Source organism: Arthrobacter sp. YN (genome assembly GCF_002224285.1).
In the GTDB taxonomy this organism is placed as follows: Bacteria; Actinomycetota; Actinomycetes; order Actinomycetales; family Micrococcaceae; genus Arthrobacter.
In genome coordinates this window covers 3,918,568-3,932,629 of sequence record NZ_CP022436.1, presented here as the reverse complement: position 1 = coordinate 3,932,629, position 14,062 = coordinate 3,918,568, and the positions used below count along the sequence as shown (strand labels likewise).

General features: G+C 62.4%; 17 protein-coding genes. 7 read left to right on the top strand and 10 right to left on the bottom strand.

All coding sequences use genetic code 11. The features are described 5' to 3' along the window. The first annotated feature begins 4 nt into the window (after positions 1–4). Genes paaE through CGK93_RS18005 form a run of 3 tightly spaced genes read left to right on the top strand, consistent with a single transcriptional unit; the run spans position 5 to position 2,985 of the window. A complete protein-coding gene (gene paaE, locus CGK93_RS18015; protein ID WP_089596000.1) occupies positions 5–1,210 on the top strand; it encodes a 1,2-phenylacetyl-CoA epoxidase subunit PaaE in 1,206 nt (401 codons plus the stop codon). Between the two features lie 9 nt (positions 1,211–1,219). Further along, positions 1,220–1,999: an enoyl-CoA hydratase/isomerase family protein gene (locus tag CGK93_RS18010; RefSeq protein ID WP_089595999.1), complete on the top strand. Its 780-nt coding sequence runs from the start codon at positions 1,220–1,222 to the stop codon at positions 1,997–1,999. A 41-nt stretch (positions 2,000–2,040) separates the two neighbouring features. Then, complete coding sequence (locus tag CGK93_RS18005) at positions 2,041–2,985, top strand: lipid kinase (protein WP_089595998.1); 945 nt, start codon at positions 2,041–2,043, stop codon at positions 2,983–2,985. Positions 2,986–3,282: 297 nt separating this feature from the next. On the opposite strand, the gene CGK93_RS24685 is transcribed toward CGK93_RS18005, so the two are convergent. After that, positions 3,283–3,708, bottom strand: coding sequence for a hypothetical protein (locus tag CGK93_RS24685; protein ID WP_397337087.1), 426 nt, complete (start codon positions 3,706–3,708; stop codon positions 3,283–3,285). Between the two features lie 309 nt (positions 3,709–4,017). On the opposite strand from CGK93_RS24685, the gene CGK93_RS17995 reads away from it, so the two are divergent. Further along, positions 4,018–5,481: a protein adenylyltransferase SelO gene (locus CGK93_RS17995; protein WP_089595996.1), complete on the top strand. Its 1,464-nt coding sequence runs from the start codon at positions 4,018–4,020 to the stop codon at positions 5,479–5,481. A 3-nt stretch (positions 5,482–5,484) separates the two neighbouring features. On the opposite strand, the gene CGK93_RS17990 is transcribed toward CGK93_RS17995, so the two are convergent. The 4 genes from CGK93_RS17990 to CGK93_RS17975 form a co-directional block, all read right to left on the bottom strand. Then, complete coding sequence (locus CGK93_RS17990; RefSeq protein WP_089595995.1) at positions 5,485–5,664, bottom strand: hypothetical protein; 180 nt, start codon at positions 5,662–5,664, stop codon at positions 5,485–5,487. A gap of 152 nt (positions 5,665–5,816) precedes the next feature. Then, positions 5,817–6,224: a MarR family winged helix-turn-helix transcriptional regulator gene (locus tag CGK93_RS17985; RefSeq protein ID WP_232481383.1), complete on the bottom strand. Its 408-nt coding sequence runs from the start codon at positions 6,222–6,224 to the stop codon at positions 5,817–5,819. Between the two features lie 133 nt (positions 6,225–6,357). Continuing rightward, on the bottom strand, positions 6,358–6,819 hold the full coding sequence (locus tag CGK93_RS17980; protein WP_232481382.1) for a hypothetical protein: 462 nt from the start codon (positions 6,817–6,819) through the stop codon (positions 6,358–6,360). Positions 6,820–6,997: 178 nt separating this feature from the next. Then, a complete protein-coding gene (locus tag CGK93_RS17975; protein ID WP_089595992.1) occupies positions 6,998–7,579 on the bottom strand; it encodes a DUF1349 domain-containing protein in 582 nt (193 codons plus the stop codon). Positions 7,580–7,736: 157 nt separating this feature from the next. Here CGK93_RS17975 and CGK93_RS17970 point away from each other — a divergent pair, with 157 nt between their 5' ends. Both CGK93_RS17970 and CGK93_RS17965 read left to right on the top strand, forming a co-directional pair. Next, positions 7,737–8,399 carry a DUF2975 domain-containing protein gene (locus CGK93_RS17970; protein WP_089595991.1) on the top strand — a complete coding sequence of 221 codons (663 nt, stop codon included), beginning with the start codon at positions 7,737–7,739 and terminating at the stop codon, positions 8,397–8,399. Between the two features lie 2 nt (positions 8,400–8,401). Further along, positions 8,402–8,629, top strand: a complete 228-nt coding sequence (locus CGK93_RS17965; protein ID WP_089595990.1) for a helix-turn-helix domain-containing protein — start codon at positions 8,402–8,404, stop codon at positions 8,627–8,629. Positions 8,630–8,656: 27 nt separating this feature from the next. Here the strand turns inward: CGK93_RS17965 and CGK93_RS17960 are convergent, their stop codons facing one another. From CGK93_RS17960 to CGK93_RS17950, 3 genes are all read right to left on the bottom strand, one after another. Beyond that, positions 8,657–10,027, bottom strand: coding sequence for an APC family permease (locus CGK93_RS17960; protein WP_089595989.1), 1,371 nt, complete (start codon positions 10,025–10,027; stop codon positions 8,657–8,659). A 21-nt stretch (positions 10,028–10,048) separates the two neighbouring features. Further along, positions 10,049–10,255 (bottom strand): hypothetical protein, encoded by a 207-nt coding sequence (locus CGK93_RS17955; RefSeq protein ID WP_157731884.1) that lies wholly within the window; start codon positions 10,253–10,255, stop codon positions 10,049–10,051. 113 nt (positions 10,256–10,368) lie between these two features. Continuing rightward, positions 10,369–11,373: a hypothetical protein gene (locus CGK93_RS17950; protein ID WP_198318257.1), complete on the bottom strand. Its 1,005-nt coding sequence runs from the start codon at positions 11,371–11,373 to the stop codon at positions 10,369–10,371. Between the two features lie 247 nt (positions 11,374–11,620). Here CGK93_RS17950 and CGK93_RS17945 point away from each other — a divergent pair, with 247 nt between their 5' ends. Continuing rightward, positions 11,621–12,043 carry a hypothetical protein gene (locus CGK93_RS17945; protein WP_089595987.1) on the top strand — a complete coding sequence of 141 codons (423 nt, stop codon included), beginning with the start codon at positions 11,621–11,623 and terminating at the stop codon, positions 12,041–12,043. A 73-nt stretch (positions 12,044–12,116) separates the two neighbouring features. Here the strand turns inward: CGK93_RS17945 and CGK93_RS17940 are convergent, their stop codons facing one another. Together CGK93_RS17940 and CGK93_RS17935 are read right to left on the bottom strand one after the other, a co-directional pair. Further along, on the bottom strand, positions 12,117–12,782 hold the full coding sequence (locus CGK93_RS17940; protein ID WP_089595986.1) for a response regulator transcription factor: 666 nt from the start codon (positions 12,780–12,782) through the stop codon (positions 12,117–12,119). Then, positions 12,779–13,936 (bottom strand): sensor histidine kinase, encoded by a 1,158-nt coding sequence (locus CGK93_RS17935; RefSeq protein ID WP_232481381.1) that lies wholly within the window; start codon positions 13,934–13,936, stop codon positions 12,779–12,781. The genes CGK93_RS17940 and CGK93_RS17935 overlap by 4 nt, the downstream gene beginning before the upstream one ends. Positions 13,937–14,062 lie beyond the last annotated feature (126 nt).

Sequence of the window (14,062 nt, the reverse complement as noted above, 5' to 3'; positions counted from 1 at the left end):
TTCCATGACCACCGAAACCCAGACAGCCAGCCGCCGTCGTGCGTCTTTCCATCACCTGACCGTCTCGGAAGTCCGGCGCCTTACGGACGATGCCATTGAGGTCTCGTTCGGTGTTCCCGCCGAACTGGCCGGGCAGTACGACTACCTTCCCGGTCAGTACGTGGCCCTGCGCACCTCGCTGCCGGATGAGAACGGTGAGCCGCACGAGGTCCGCCGCAGCTACTCGATTTGCGCAGAGCCGCGCAGCTTCGAGGACGGCGGCAGCGAGATCCGCGTAGCCATCAAGAAGGACCTGGGTGGCCTCTTCTCCACATGGGCCAATGCCGAGCTGAAGGCCGGTGACGTCCTGGACGTGATGAGCCCGCAGGGTGCGTTCATTTCGCGGCACGGCAAGGACGGCTCGGCCGTTCAGCACAACGTCATGAACTCCATGAACCACCCGGAGGAGCTGGCGGGGGAGCCGGGCAACTTCGTGGCGATCGCCGCCGGCTCGGGCATCACGCCGGTCATCGCCATTGCGCGCACGCTGCTGGCGGCCAATCCGGAGACCACCTTTGACCTCGTTTATGCCAACAAGGCCGCCATGGACGTCATGTTCCTCGAAGAGCTGGCCGACCTGAAGGACAAGTACCCGTCGCGCCTGGCACTTCATCACGTATTGTCCCGCGAGCAACGGATCGCGCCGCTGATGACAGGGCGTATTGATTCCGAGAAGCTGCAGGCGCTGCTCAGCAGTGCCATCCGTGCCGAGGATGTGGACGAGTGGTTCCTGTGCGGGCCGTTCGAGCTGGTTCAGCTGTGCCGTGACACCCTGGCTGCCCGTGGCGTTGAGCCCGAGCACGTTCGCTTCGAGCTGTTCACCACGGGCCGTCCGGACCGCCCCGAGGGCAACGCCGGCCGCCCCGTTGTGGAGGACGAGTCGCAGGACACGTACAAGATCACCTTCACGCTGGATGGCCTGACCGGCGACGTCGCAAGCCCCACCCATGCCCGCGAATCCATCCTCAACGCCGCTTTGCGTGTCCGCCCGGACGTTCCGTTCGCGTGCGCCGGTGGTGTCTGTGGCACCTGCCGCGCCAAGCTGATCACCGGTACCGTGACCATGGATGAGAACTACGCCCTTGAACAGGACGAGCTGGATAAGGGCTACGTCCTCACCTGCCAGTCCCACCCCACCAGCGAAGAAGTGACCGTCGACTTCGACGTCTAAGGAGTCCCCATGATCGAGCTCTCCATTGCCAACGGCATTGCCGAAATTGTCCTCAATGCCCCCGAAAAGCTGAACTCACTCAACGAGGACGCGCTGGCCCAACTGGATAAAGCGTACGACGACGCCGCTGCCGCCGCCTCACGTGGTGAGGTGCGGGCGCTGCTCCTTCGCGGCGAGGGGCGCGCCTTCTGCGCGGGCCGTGACATTGCCGCCGTTACTCCCGAAACCGATGACGCCCAGGCTTACCTCGGCGGTCTCGTGGAGCCGTTGTTGAAGAAGATGGCCGCTTTCCCGACACCCACGTTCGCTGCCGCACATGGCGCTTGCCTCGGCGTTGGGCTGGGGCTGTTGTTGGCCACCGACGTTGTGTACGTGGCGGACAACGCCAAGTTCGGCTCACCCTTTGCCAAGCTGGGGGCCACGTTGGACTCGGGCGGGCACTGGTACTTCACCGAGCGCCTGGGCATGCACCGCACGCTGGACCTGATCTACACGGCCGATCTCATCTCCGGGGCCGAAGCCGTGGCGCAGGGTATGTTCAGCCGTGCCATGCCAGCCGATGTTTTGCTGGACGAGACGCGGGAGATTGTTGCGCGGGTGGCTGTCGGCGCCACTGAAGCTTTCAATGCGTCGAAGGAACTCGTGGCCCACATCCGCGATCAGCGCCTGGGCCTCTGGGCTTCCATGACCGAGGAAAACGCCGAGCAGGCACGGCTGTGCAAGACCGACGACTACGCGGAGGGCTTCCGGGCGTTCCAGGAGAAGCGGGCGCCGGTTTTCAAGGGGTAGCCGCAGGTTCCTCCAAGGTAGATGCGCCTAGCATTGGTCTCATGATGGCTCCCCAACATGTGACCTCAGCGGCCGTAGTGATCAACACGGCATCACGACGCGGGGCCGCAGCGAGCGAATCCGCCGTAGAAGCAATGAAGAAAGCCGGGGTGCCCGTCCGTGCCGTGCACCCTGTGACGTCGGGCGCCGGATTGTTCACGGCCTTGCGCCAAGTGATGGCCGAGCGGCACGATCTGGTGGTAGTGGGCGGCGGCGACGGCACCGTGACCTCGGCCGCAGGACTTCTTGCCGGCACCAACGTCATCCTCGGTGTCCTACCCCTGGGCACCGCCAATGATCTGGCCAGAACGCTGGATATTCCAAATGGTGTACCTGAGGCCTGTGCCGTGATCGCGGACGGGAAAGTGGTGGACATTGACCTTGGGCGGGCCAATGGAGAGCCCTTCCTCAACGTCGCATCCGTGGGGCTTTCGGTGGGTGTCACGGAAGCTCTTAGTCCTCGCCTGAAGCGGCACATGGGGCCGTTGGCTTACGGCATCGCGACCATCCGGGCTTACACCCGGCACCGACCTTTCCGGGCTCGCCTGGAATTCCCGGATGGCGATCACGAGCCGATGGACCTCGACCACGTGCTTCAGGTGGCAGTGGGCAACGGCAAGCACTACGGCGGCGGGAACATGGTTGCTCCGATGGCGGGGATCGATGATCACACCCTGGATATCTACGCGATCCTGGCGGCACCGTTCAAAGAGCACGTCAAAATTGCACGGTTGCTCAAGGATGGCAGCTTCATTGATCACGATCGGGTGCACCACCTGGCGACCCGAAGAGTCCGTTTGGTCACGGAACCGCCGATGTCTGTGAACCTTGATGGCGAAATAGCGGCGGTAACTCCCACCGAGTTCACTGTGGAGCGCAACGCCGTCCACGTCATGGTGCCGCAGGGCAGCAACAGCGCCTCGCTCGACGGACCGATGCGGGACTGACCCACACAGAGTACTGCCGCGACAGAGTACTGCCGCGCAGACGGCAGCGGCCTAAACTTTGAGGACACGCATCGAACGCAGTTTGCGGTTAAGCGTGCATTGAACGGAGATGGCCATGCTCCAGATGATCATGTGCAAACTGAACCTCCACCACCACTGGCATGTGGAGTCAGCAGAGGATGGAAGCGGCCGTTACAGGCGCTGCACCCGGTGCGGCAAATACGATCGCGACTGGGACGGCAGCGGTTTCATGCACTGACTTCGCCGACACCCGGTTGCCGTGTGGCGGAGGGAGGCTCACTTTATAGCAAACACGAAAGCTTCCATCCGGAGACCCTGGCCGGTTGTGCCGATTGTGACGTGCTGTCCAGCGTATGAGGTTGCCTTCTGGATCCAGCCGATGTTCTGGACGTGTGCCGTTGCCCCGAGGTTGTAGCCCGGGGTCCAGAGCTCCACCGCTTCAATCGCCAGGCCCCGCCCCTGGGTCCCGAGTATGATCTGTCTGTTACTGGTTGAAGTGCACTGGACGGCCTGCCACCCCAGTGTGGCAACGTGCGCTCGACCGCAAAACTGACGCGTGTTCACCTGATACACACGGATCGCTTCAAGCCGTAGCCCTTGCCCGACCGTTCCGCTGTTACTCGTCCACCCGACGTTCTGCACGTGAGTATAGACATGAAAATCGCCCGAGTCGTAGGCCACCGATGCCGGCGCAGAACCCATCACTGAACCAACGCTCAATGTCAGCACCGCCAGTAAGGTACTAAGTCGGCGTCGGCCGCGTCGTACAGTTTTCAGGTTGTCGCGAACTCGCATGCTTGATCCTTCGGTCAGGGGGCAAAAACAGCCAAGCGGGGTGTACTCGTCACTCCTAAGAGTGACATCCAAATGCAAAACGTGACGCGCGTGGCAAAACCAGATGTGAGGCAAAGCCCAAGTCCCCAAGGGATCTCCTGCCACAGGCAGTGGTTCACATGCTAGTCGGACCGGACCGTCATTTCGCGCCGGCAACGGCATCTATATCCTTGAGTGATGAGTGACATAGCGCGTTCCACCATCGCTTTCGAGGGGCACTTCGCCCGGGACTTCCCGGAGCTCGCTGTTCCCTGGCGGGCGGAGGAGGCTCCCGAACCGCAGCTTTTGGCACTCAACGAGCCACTCGCCGTCGAGCTTGGTTTTGATCCTGCGTTCCTCCGCAGCCCCGAGGGTATTGGGCTGTTGATTGGTAATGCGGTCCCGGAAGAGGCAACTCCGGTGGCACAGGCCTATTCCGGTCACCAGTTCGGCTGGTACTCACCGCGGCTTGGCGATGGGCGGGCGCTGCTGCTCGGCGAGGTTGCCGGAGCCGACGGGAAACTCCGCGATCTCCACCTGAAGGGATCGGGGCGCACGCCTTTCGCACGGAATGGGGACGGCCGGGCGGCTGTTGGTCCGATGCTGCGGGAGTACATCCTCAGTGAGGCGATGCACGCCCTGCACATTCCCACGACCAGGAGTCTTGCTGTCGTGGGGACAGGGCGTCAGGTTCAGCGTGAGACGCTCCTTCCGGGGGCGGTCCTGACGCGGGTGGCCAGCAGCCACTTGCGGGTAGGCAGTTTCCAATATGCCAGGGCCACGGATGACCTGGACTTGCTCCGCCGGCTTGCTGACCATGCGATCGAACGCCACCACCCGTCGTCGGCCGGTGAAAGCAACCGCTACCTTGGGCTTCTCAAGGGCGTCATTTCAGTCCAGGCGACCCTTGTGGCGCAGTGGATGCTGGTGGGGTTTGTGCATGGGGTCATGAACACGGACAACATGACAGTGTCCGGCGAAACCATCGATTATGGTCCGTGCGCCTTCATGGACGGCTTCGATCCGGGAGCCGTGTACAGCTCCATTGATGAGATGGGACGCTATGCCTACCGTAGCCAGCCGGTGGTTGCGGAGTGGAACCTGGCCCGCTTCGCCGAGTCGATCGCGCCGCTCTTCCACGAGGATGAGGAGCAGGCGGTGGCCCTCGCCGTTGAGGCGCTTAATGGATTCCGCCAGCAGTACAGCGCTGCCTGGTTCAACGGCATGAAAGCCAAGCTTGGGATGCCGGAGGACATTGACGACGACGTTGCCTCACCCCTGGTGGATGATCTGCTGGAGCTGGTCCAGGAGGCGCGCGCGGATTACACCTCGTTCTTCCGCAGCCTCGGCAAGGCGGCCCGCGGGCAGGTTGAACCCGCCCGCGGGACCGTTCTTGACCTGCCAGCGTTTGACGCCTGGCTGGAGCGTTGGCGTGCACTCACGCCGGACGCTGATGCCATGGACAGGGTCAACCCGATCTATATTCCACGGAACCACTTGGTGGAGGAGGCGCTTGCTGCCGCAACTGAGGGAGACATGGGACCGGCAGGGCGGTTGCTAGCAGCCGTATCCGACCCGTGGAACGAACGCTCCGGCCTGGAAGAGTACGCTGCGCCGGCGCCGGAGAGCTTCGGACCCTACCGGACCTTCTGCGGCACGTAGGGGCTAGCTCCAGGCGGCTCGAACCACCATGTCTGCACCTGCCGCCAGATGCTGACCAGTATGTCCTGCATCAAGGATGCAGACATCCTCTGCTTCAGGGGCGCGTGTCGATACGAGGCATTCCGTTGCCCTGAAACTCAGGAGATCTACTGGAAGGGTGTCGCCGATTCGAAGATCGCTCATGGTGTCCTTTTGTTCGCCGGGTGACACCTACGGTGACGCTGACCCGGTGTGGTGGTGGAGATGGTTTTCTCCTTGGGACGCCGGACTTCATCAGCGGATAACTCCATACTGCCCTGATGGATGGCTTCCGTCTACGTGGGACTGCCTTACTCTCAGCTGAAGTTGGGGTGGCGAACGATTGCCAGCAGCTCTTCGCGCAGATTCCCCGAGTCCATCATGATGGCGGACAGCACATTGTTCTCCAAATGGTGGGATTGATCCAGCAGCGCCAACCCCAGATCGGTAATCGATACCAGTTGGCTGCGGCGGTCGAAGCGATTGGGCTGTCGGTGGATATAGCCCCGGGATTCCAGCCTGGACAGCAGCGGTCCCATGGTTTGCGCTTGAACGCGGACGCTTTGGGCAAGTTTCCCGGGGGCGATGGGCCCTGCCGTCGCTACGGCTTCAAGCGTCAATACTGCCGGATAGGTCAACCCCAGAGGCCGCAGCTCATCGTTCCAGGCCAGCTCCACCAGTCGTGCCGCCGTGGACAGCAGCCGGCTGGTTGGCCATCGGTCCATGTCAGGCATTCAGGCCCCCAGGCTCTCCAGAATAGTCAGCTTCCTTACTAGATTACATCAGGCCGGGGCTAAAGCTGGCTGTGGGTCAGGGCTGCATTGCAGTAAGAGTGCGTCGGCGGGACTCGCCGTTGGTTTAGGAGAGGTCGAACGCAGAACGTCCCACGGCTCGCTCGGCACCGTGTACCTGCAGGGCGTGCCGCATGGCTTGGCGGTTGTCTTCGGCAAGTTCAGGCTGGCCGGCGACCCGGTAGAGGTCCGCTGCCCACTGAAACTCATCGGCAGCGGCCCGGAAACGGGCTTCGTCGAAAAGTCGTCGGCCGATGTGGTGACGAACGTAGGCCTCTTCTTCCGGCGACTGGACCGTTCGTAGCGCCTTTTCGTGGAGTACGGCTGCGTCGTGCCAGCGGTACTGGCGTTGATTGACCTGCGCAAGTATCAGCAACAGCTCGCGGCGGTCAGGCGTGTGGGGCAGCAGCTTGAAGCCTTCGTCGAGGGCTTCAGTGTCCCGGCCCAGCAGCGCCAAGTACCGGACGCGCTCCACTGGCGGACACTCACCAGCCAACGCAGCTTCCACCGATTGGCGTTTGATCGCCACGTCGCGGAACGTCGCAGGGTCAGTACGCCAAAGACTCGCAGTATCTTCCACAGTGATGTGCCCCCCACAGGCTTGTTTTGGAGCCAACTGAGTTGCAGCACTGTTCAATGGCAGGCCGCAGGAAACTCCATAATCTCATGAACGACGGGACCCGCAACCTTGTTCCGCTCTGTCGGCATCAGTGGAGTTGGCTGTCCGCTGGCGTAGCCCGCCAGAAGTGGAAGGGTACGGTCAACCCTGCGCGCGTTGGTGCGCAGGTGAAGGGCCCGGCGACGGCGATCGCGTCAGGCGCCAACGGCACAACCCGGACCAGCTGGAGTTCGTCGTCGCCTGAGGCCGCCCGAATGGTCAGGGCATCGCCCGAACGACTGGCCCTCATGCGGACCCGCCCGCCATTCCATTCCGGGACCGGCGCCAAGGACCAGTCAGAGAAGCGGTCCGTGACCACCGCACCCAATTGAGCGGCGCCGTCGGCGAATTCGACGCCCGCCTTGATCCAATGCTCGGCGCTGACGCGGATGAAGATGCCCGCTTGGTCGAACTGTTGGGAGAACGCAGCGGTGAACTCAACCTCCATGGCACTGTCCTGGGGAAAAGGGGCAAGCAGCGCGTGCTCTGTGTCGTGGATGAATCCGTAGGACGTCACGCGCCAAGCGTCGCTGCTTTCGGCTGCAGTCACCAGCAGGTCACCTGCCTGCTCGACGACGGCGGCCGGCTGGTTGGTCCACTCGCCGCGGTTCCAGGGGATGTCGATGTTCACGGGGCTCCTCGGGGTTGTGGCACGTACAGTTCCACAGCTTATGGGCTTCCAGCCTCTGGAGCAGGGTAACCTACGCGGGTTTTCCGATTCTAGGAACGCGAGGCGAGCAGTATGTTATCGTTTATCAATATATTGATAAACGATAAGGAGCGGACGCGTGAAAACTGCATTCTCGATCAGACCATCGGTGAAAGTCGCGTCAAAGGTAGGGCTGTGGCTGCTTCTGGTGGCTGCCTGTGGAGTCGCCGTGGCGGCGATCCTACGGCTTGTCTCCACGGTTGGTTATGCGTTTTCCGGGGTGACAATTGTGGCGTTGCCCGGCTTGGGCTTCAGCGGGGCAGATCCCTCCGGTCCCAGCGTCCTTGGCCCCAAGGTTCAGCAGGTTCGCCATGGCGGCAATATCGACCTCGTCCTCCATGACCTCCCTGGAGACGCGCTGGTCCTGAACACGGCAGCCTCGGTCCTCGGGCAGCTGACCACACTGCTGGTGTGTGCGGCCGTGATCATGCTGTGCTGGCGTTTACTGCGAGGCGTGCCGTTCGCGCCGACGCTGACCCGCTCTATCTCCATCATGGGTGGCGTGCTGGTCCTCATCGGAGTGGTTGTCCCGGTTCTTCAGGGGTTCAGCAAACTCTTGACCGTAAATAGCTTGGACAATGTGCTCACCGTCGAGAGTCCAATCGGCAAGGGCAATCTCGATTACTACATCGTCTTCAGCGTCGATCTCCTGCCAGTGGTATTGGGCGTAGCGCTCCTGCTTCTGGCCGCCGTGTTTGCGAAAGGTGCTCAACTGCAGCGCGACACCGAGGGGCTGGTGTAGCGATGGCTCCGGCTAAGCAAGCCGACGAGGACATGATTCACTGCCGCCTCGATGAGCTTCTGGAACAGCGGGGTATGACGTTGACGGAATTGAGCCGGGAGGTAGGGGTCACTCTCGCGAACCTCTCCGTCCTGAAGAATGACAGGGCAAGGGCTATCCGGTTCTCCACTCTGGCAGCCATCTGCCGGGTACTTGAATGCGAGGTTGGTGACCTGCTCGTCGTCGACTAGGAGTTGCTTGAAGCGGAACGGAGTCCTTTAGGACTTCAGTGGTTCCTTCTGGGCCTCGGGACGTTCGTTGGCCGCGGGTAGGCCTGTCCGTTGGCGCCCCTGAATCCAGCGCGTAACGAAAAAGAGGACGAGCCCGATTCCCAAGAGGATGCCTGCGCGCAACCAGATTTCCGGGCCTTGCTGGAACAGAAGGAGGACGCAGGAGGCCAATGCCAGGCATGGAATAACCGCTGGGACACGGAAGTGCTGGTGTTCCACCTTGTCTTTGCGCAGCACCAGAACGGCCACGTTGGTGCTGATGAAGACGAACAGGAGAAGCAGGACCACCGTTTCGGCGAGGGAGCCGAGGTCGCCCGTGGTGGTCAGTGCCATCGCCGCCAACGTGGTCACCAGAATGGCTACCCACGGGGTGCGCCGTTGGGGGAGGACCTTCCCCAACCCAGTGGGAAGCAATGATTGTTCTGCCATTCCAAATGCCAGACGACTGGCCATGATCATTGTCAGCAGGGCGCCGTTGGCTACGGCAATGAGGGCGACCAGGCCGAAGAGCCAGTCCGGAACTCCAAAGCCAGTAGCCTGGACAACTTGCAGCAAGGGACCCGAAGAACTGCTCAAATCATTGGGCGACAGGGCTATGGACGAGGCCAAACCGATGAGAATGTAGATGGCCCCGGCGGTCAACAAGGCCCCGAACAGTGCCTTGGGGTAGACGCGGTGGACGTCCCGGACCTCTTCGGCAACGTTGGCAGAGGTTTCAAAGCCCACGAACGAGTAGTACGCCAACAAAGACGCAGCGAGGATCCCTGCTCCGGGGGACACTGCGGGGTTGAACTCAAGAACGCGTGAGGCATCGCCGTCTCCGCGGCCGAACATCACGCCCACCAAGACGATCACCAACACCAGGCCGGACACCTCAATGACGGTCATGACCACGTTTGCCCTCACGGATTCCTTGACCCCGCGTGCGTTCAGGAGTCCGATCAGCAGCAGGAATACCAGAGCGGTGGGAGTGACGGGAACGTCCAAGAGTGGCTTGAGGTAGTCCCCGGCGAAGGCGAGGCTCAAACCGGCCGCGCTGGTCACCCCGGCAGCCAACATGCTGAAGCCCACCAGGAACGAAACCAGAGGCACTTTGAAAGCCCGTTCAGCAAAGACTGCCGCCCCGCCGGCCTTCGGGTACTTTGTCACGAGCTCCGCGTAGGAGGCGGCGGTGAGCATGGCCAGGAACAGGGCCAGCGCCAGCGGAATCCACACAGCACCTCCCACTTCGCCCGCAACCTTCCCCACCAGGGCGTAGATGCCCGCGCCCAATACGTCGCCGAGGATAAAAAGGAAAAGCAGCGGGCCGGTTATCGACTGCTTGAGTTTTGACGTCTGGGGCTTTGCCGGGCTGTTCATGGGAACAGATAGTACAGGGAGCTAAGCAACCTTACTAAATCGGTTGGCGGGTCCAAAGGTGCTGTGGCGCCCCCATGCCCAAGTGGCTCTGACCCCGCGCACGGCCAGGACCACTGCCAACGTTGACATGACCAGCACAACGGCGGAAACGGAAACGATTATCACACCTGCGATGTGAATCAGCAGGACGGCGGACATTACCAGGGTGTGCGCGTCGAAGAGTTCCATGGTCATTTCTCTCGAGATGTGGGGTTGAGGGGTTCAGGTGCGGAACCGGGAAGGTGCCGCGATACCCGCACAACCGTCGTGAGGTGGTGCGGGTATCGGGCCGGGCTGAGTCGCTACTCCGCGTACTGGATGCTCGTCAGGAGGGCTTTGAGCTTGCTGTATTGCTCGGTTTCCATCCAGGTCGCAGCACTTTCAGGGGACATTGAAACCTCGATGTTGGCAGTCGCTTGGGCTGCACCGTTGCCCATGACCATGAAGCTGTGGGCCGAGGCGCTGCCAGGGCCCTCGGTCATGAATTCCTTTGTCACCACCCCCATGAAGTACCGGGTTATTGAGGGGTCGAAGGGGTATTCGTCCCTGAAGAACGCGAAGTGGGATGCTCCGTCCCGGCTTTCGAAATCGGTCAGTTGCTGGGAGTCGAGGATGGTGCGGTTCACGGGGCCGGCCACGACGCCGCCGAAAATACCGCTGGCGATCTCCGCTACCTTTACGCCCATCTCGTCATGGATATCGGCTATGACCGTGCGGCGGTCACCGTAGAAGTCCATGGGTATTTCCTCGGTTTGGACGGTCCAGCCCGCTGGCAGCAGGAAGGAGATGTGTCCGTCGGGGAAGGTGAACAAGCCGGTCTGCGGGTAGCTGGGCGAGACGTGTGGCGTCGACGGTACGGCGGGGGTCACCGGAGTTATCTCAGGAGCAGCGGGAGGAACGGTCGACGGCGGAATGGTCGCCTGCGGTGCCGGTGCAGCCGGCGGCGCAGGAACAACAGGCGGTGCCGGAACTACAGGTTCCGCTGCCACGGCGGGAGTTGTCGGCGCTGCCGGGGCCGGAACAATTACTTCCCGCACGGGAGTGATCACAACAGGATCCCCGGGTAGTGGAACAGCGACCTCCGGCTGGCTGGGATGCGCTGGGGCGCTGTCTTCGAAAGATGTGGCAGCGAGTGCTTCTTCCAGCGGAGCTACAGGGAGCTCGACCACGCCGCTGCTTTCTTCTGCGGCTGTGGTGAACGAACTACTGGCGACCGGGGCGGACGGCGCACAGGCTGCGAGCGTGAGTGCCAGGGTCAGCGTTGCGAGAGTGGCGTACTTGGCATATCCGGATCGGCGGTACTTCATTTTGGGTTCCTTCCCCCACGGAGTGATCGAGCAATTCTTGCGCTCAATCATGTTGTTTCCGGCAAGGAACTTTTGATTACACCCGCTGCAGAAATTCTTTGAAAGAGCGTTCCACTTGCGGGGAAGCGGCAAGCGCGGCCAGCACCTTGGGAACGGGACGCGCTCCGACATGACGCCCGCGGGCGGGGCGCTCTTCAGGCCACCATGTGGATAGGCTTGGCAGAGTTCAGTTGATGGGGGCACCGGAATGCGTCGTGAAACAAAATTAGGCTTCGCCCTGCTTGCGTTGCTCACGCTCACAGCCGCGGGCTGCGACGAGCGGTCATTTACCCGTGACTATGCCCGGTCCGTTCCAAACTCGGTCATTCAGGTCGGCGAGAAGACGGACAGGACCTGGGAGTACGTGGACCGCGACGGCGTATCGAGGGAACTCAACGCCTGCGAGGACATGAGCCCGTGGAACGGCGCCTACAGCTGCAAGTCCCCTGACGGCACAGTGGAACTTACCTTCAGTGTGTCCAAACGCATGCGGAATCCCACGCTTCATATCGGCGACGAACAGGTGCCTCTGTACTGCATTAACAACGGATTTTGGGGCGACGGACTGAGGTTCTGTATACCGGCGTCGGACCCTGCCGTCCCGCCGCAGCCGGTTCCTCGCCGCGACTAGTGCCAACGCGGCGGAGAAGCCAAGTTTCGACGGCGGCTGGCCGCCTGGCTGCCTGGTCCTTTGTCTGCGCTGGTCACAACCCTGCGGAAACCAAACCCGATTCGTAAGCCAGGATCACCAGGTGCGCTCGGTCCCGGGCATCCACTTTTGTCATGATCCGGTTGACGTGCGTCTTTGCGGTGTGTGGGGAAATGACGAGGCAGGCCGCGATCTCCTGATTTGTCAGTCCCCGGGCCACCAGAACCAGCACCTCCCGCTCCCGCTCGGTCAAGCGTGAGAGGCTCCTGTCTTCCCATACAGATGCCAGTGGAAGGGGCTCCACGAATCGTTCAATGAGTGCCCGCGTCGCAATGGGGGAGAGCAGCGATTCACCTGAATGGATGGTTCTCACGGCGCGCACGATGTCGTCCGGCTCCGCTCCTTTTCCAATGAATCCACTCGCACCGGCACGGAGGGCGGCCACGATGTATTCGTCCTCCTCAAAGGTGGTGAGGATGAGCACCCGCGGCGTCCGGGCGGATGGACCCGCGATGATCTCCGAGGTGGCTGCTATGCCGTCCATTTCCGGCATCCGAATATCCATGACAACGACGTCGGGGGCTGCTTCGGCGGCGGCGCGGACAGCTTCCCTGCCATTCGATGCCTCGCGCACCACCCGGATCCCGCCGCTGTCGGACAGAATGTCGCGCACGGCCTGGCGTACCAAGGGCTGGTCGTCCACTACCAAGACACTGATCATCGGAGTGCTCCCTTCACGCTTGACGGCACCGTCACCACGAGTCGGAATTCGCCGTTGGCCCTTGCTGTTTCCACTGTGCCCCGTACGGCGGCAACCCGTTCGCGCAGCCCACGCAGCCCGTGCCCACTGGGCACGGCGCCCGCACCGCCAGCACGGAGGCGATTGGTGACTGTCAGGATCACGTCGCCATTGCTGGAGCGGATGACGACAGCGGTTTGCCCGCCTGCTCCGTGTTTGTGCGCGTTGGTGAGTCCCTCCTGCAAAGCCAGATAGGCAACGTGGTCGCTGGCCGGTGAGAGTGCCGGAATGCCTGGCTCCTGATGCAGTTCCACCTGCAGTCCCGCTTGATCGAAGCGTGCCATGAGCTCGTCGAGCTGCGTCAACCCTGCTTGGGGGTGGAGGTCACGACCATCGTTTGCATCCTCGGTGCGCAGCAGGGACATCAGCGACCCGATGTCGGCAAGTACTGTGCGCGATGCACTGCGGATGGTGGTCAGCGCCTCCTGTGCCCGTTCGGGCCGGGTTGCGAGGGACGAGGATGCGACGCCGGCGCTCAGGCTGATGACCGAGATCTGGTGGGCCACAACGTCGTGGAGGTCCCTGGCGATGCGGACGCGTTCCTCAGCCACCCGCCGTCGTGCTTCTTCATCTTTGCCGCGCTCAGCGCGTTCGGCCCGTTCCGTCACGGCGGCGATGTACTCCCGCCGCGATCTGGCGGCGTCGCCCATGGCTCCGGCCAGAACGATGAAGGCGACGAACTGCAACGCTCGGGAGTCAAAGAAATCGCCCAGCGGGAGTGCGCTGATGAGGAACACGAGGAGCGCGGCCAGAGCCACAGCGAGAGTCGCCGTGACGCGGCGCGTCTTGCTCGTCACTGAATAGGACGCGATCACAGCGGCCATCAGAGTGCTGGGTGCCAGTACTCCTGCAACTGCGACGATCACGCTGCAGGCAAGGCTGATCCCGAGCGTTGCCAGCGGGCAACGACGACGGAACGGCATCGCCACGACGGGCAAGAGCGCTATCAGGAGCAGTGCTCCGCGTGCCCGGAAGACGTGGTCGGGAAACGGCAGGATGGCAAAGAGCACTACGACGGCGACCACGATGACGTCGCTCAGGCGCGTGGTGATTCCGGGAGGGCGATGTGGCGGCACCCTCCCAGTATTGCGAGGCAGCGTCGGTGGCCGTTTCATCCTGAGGACGATTCGCCTGTACCACCAACGCGGTACACAGGTGACTACTCAGGGGTGACGCGCGGAGTCCCGCCATGGACGAGGCTG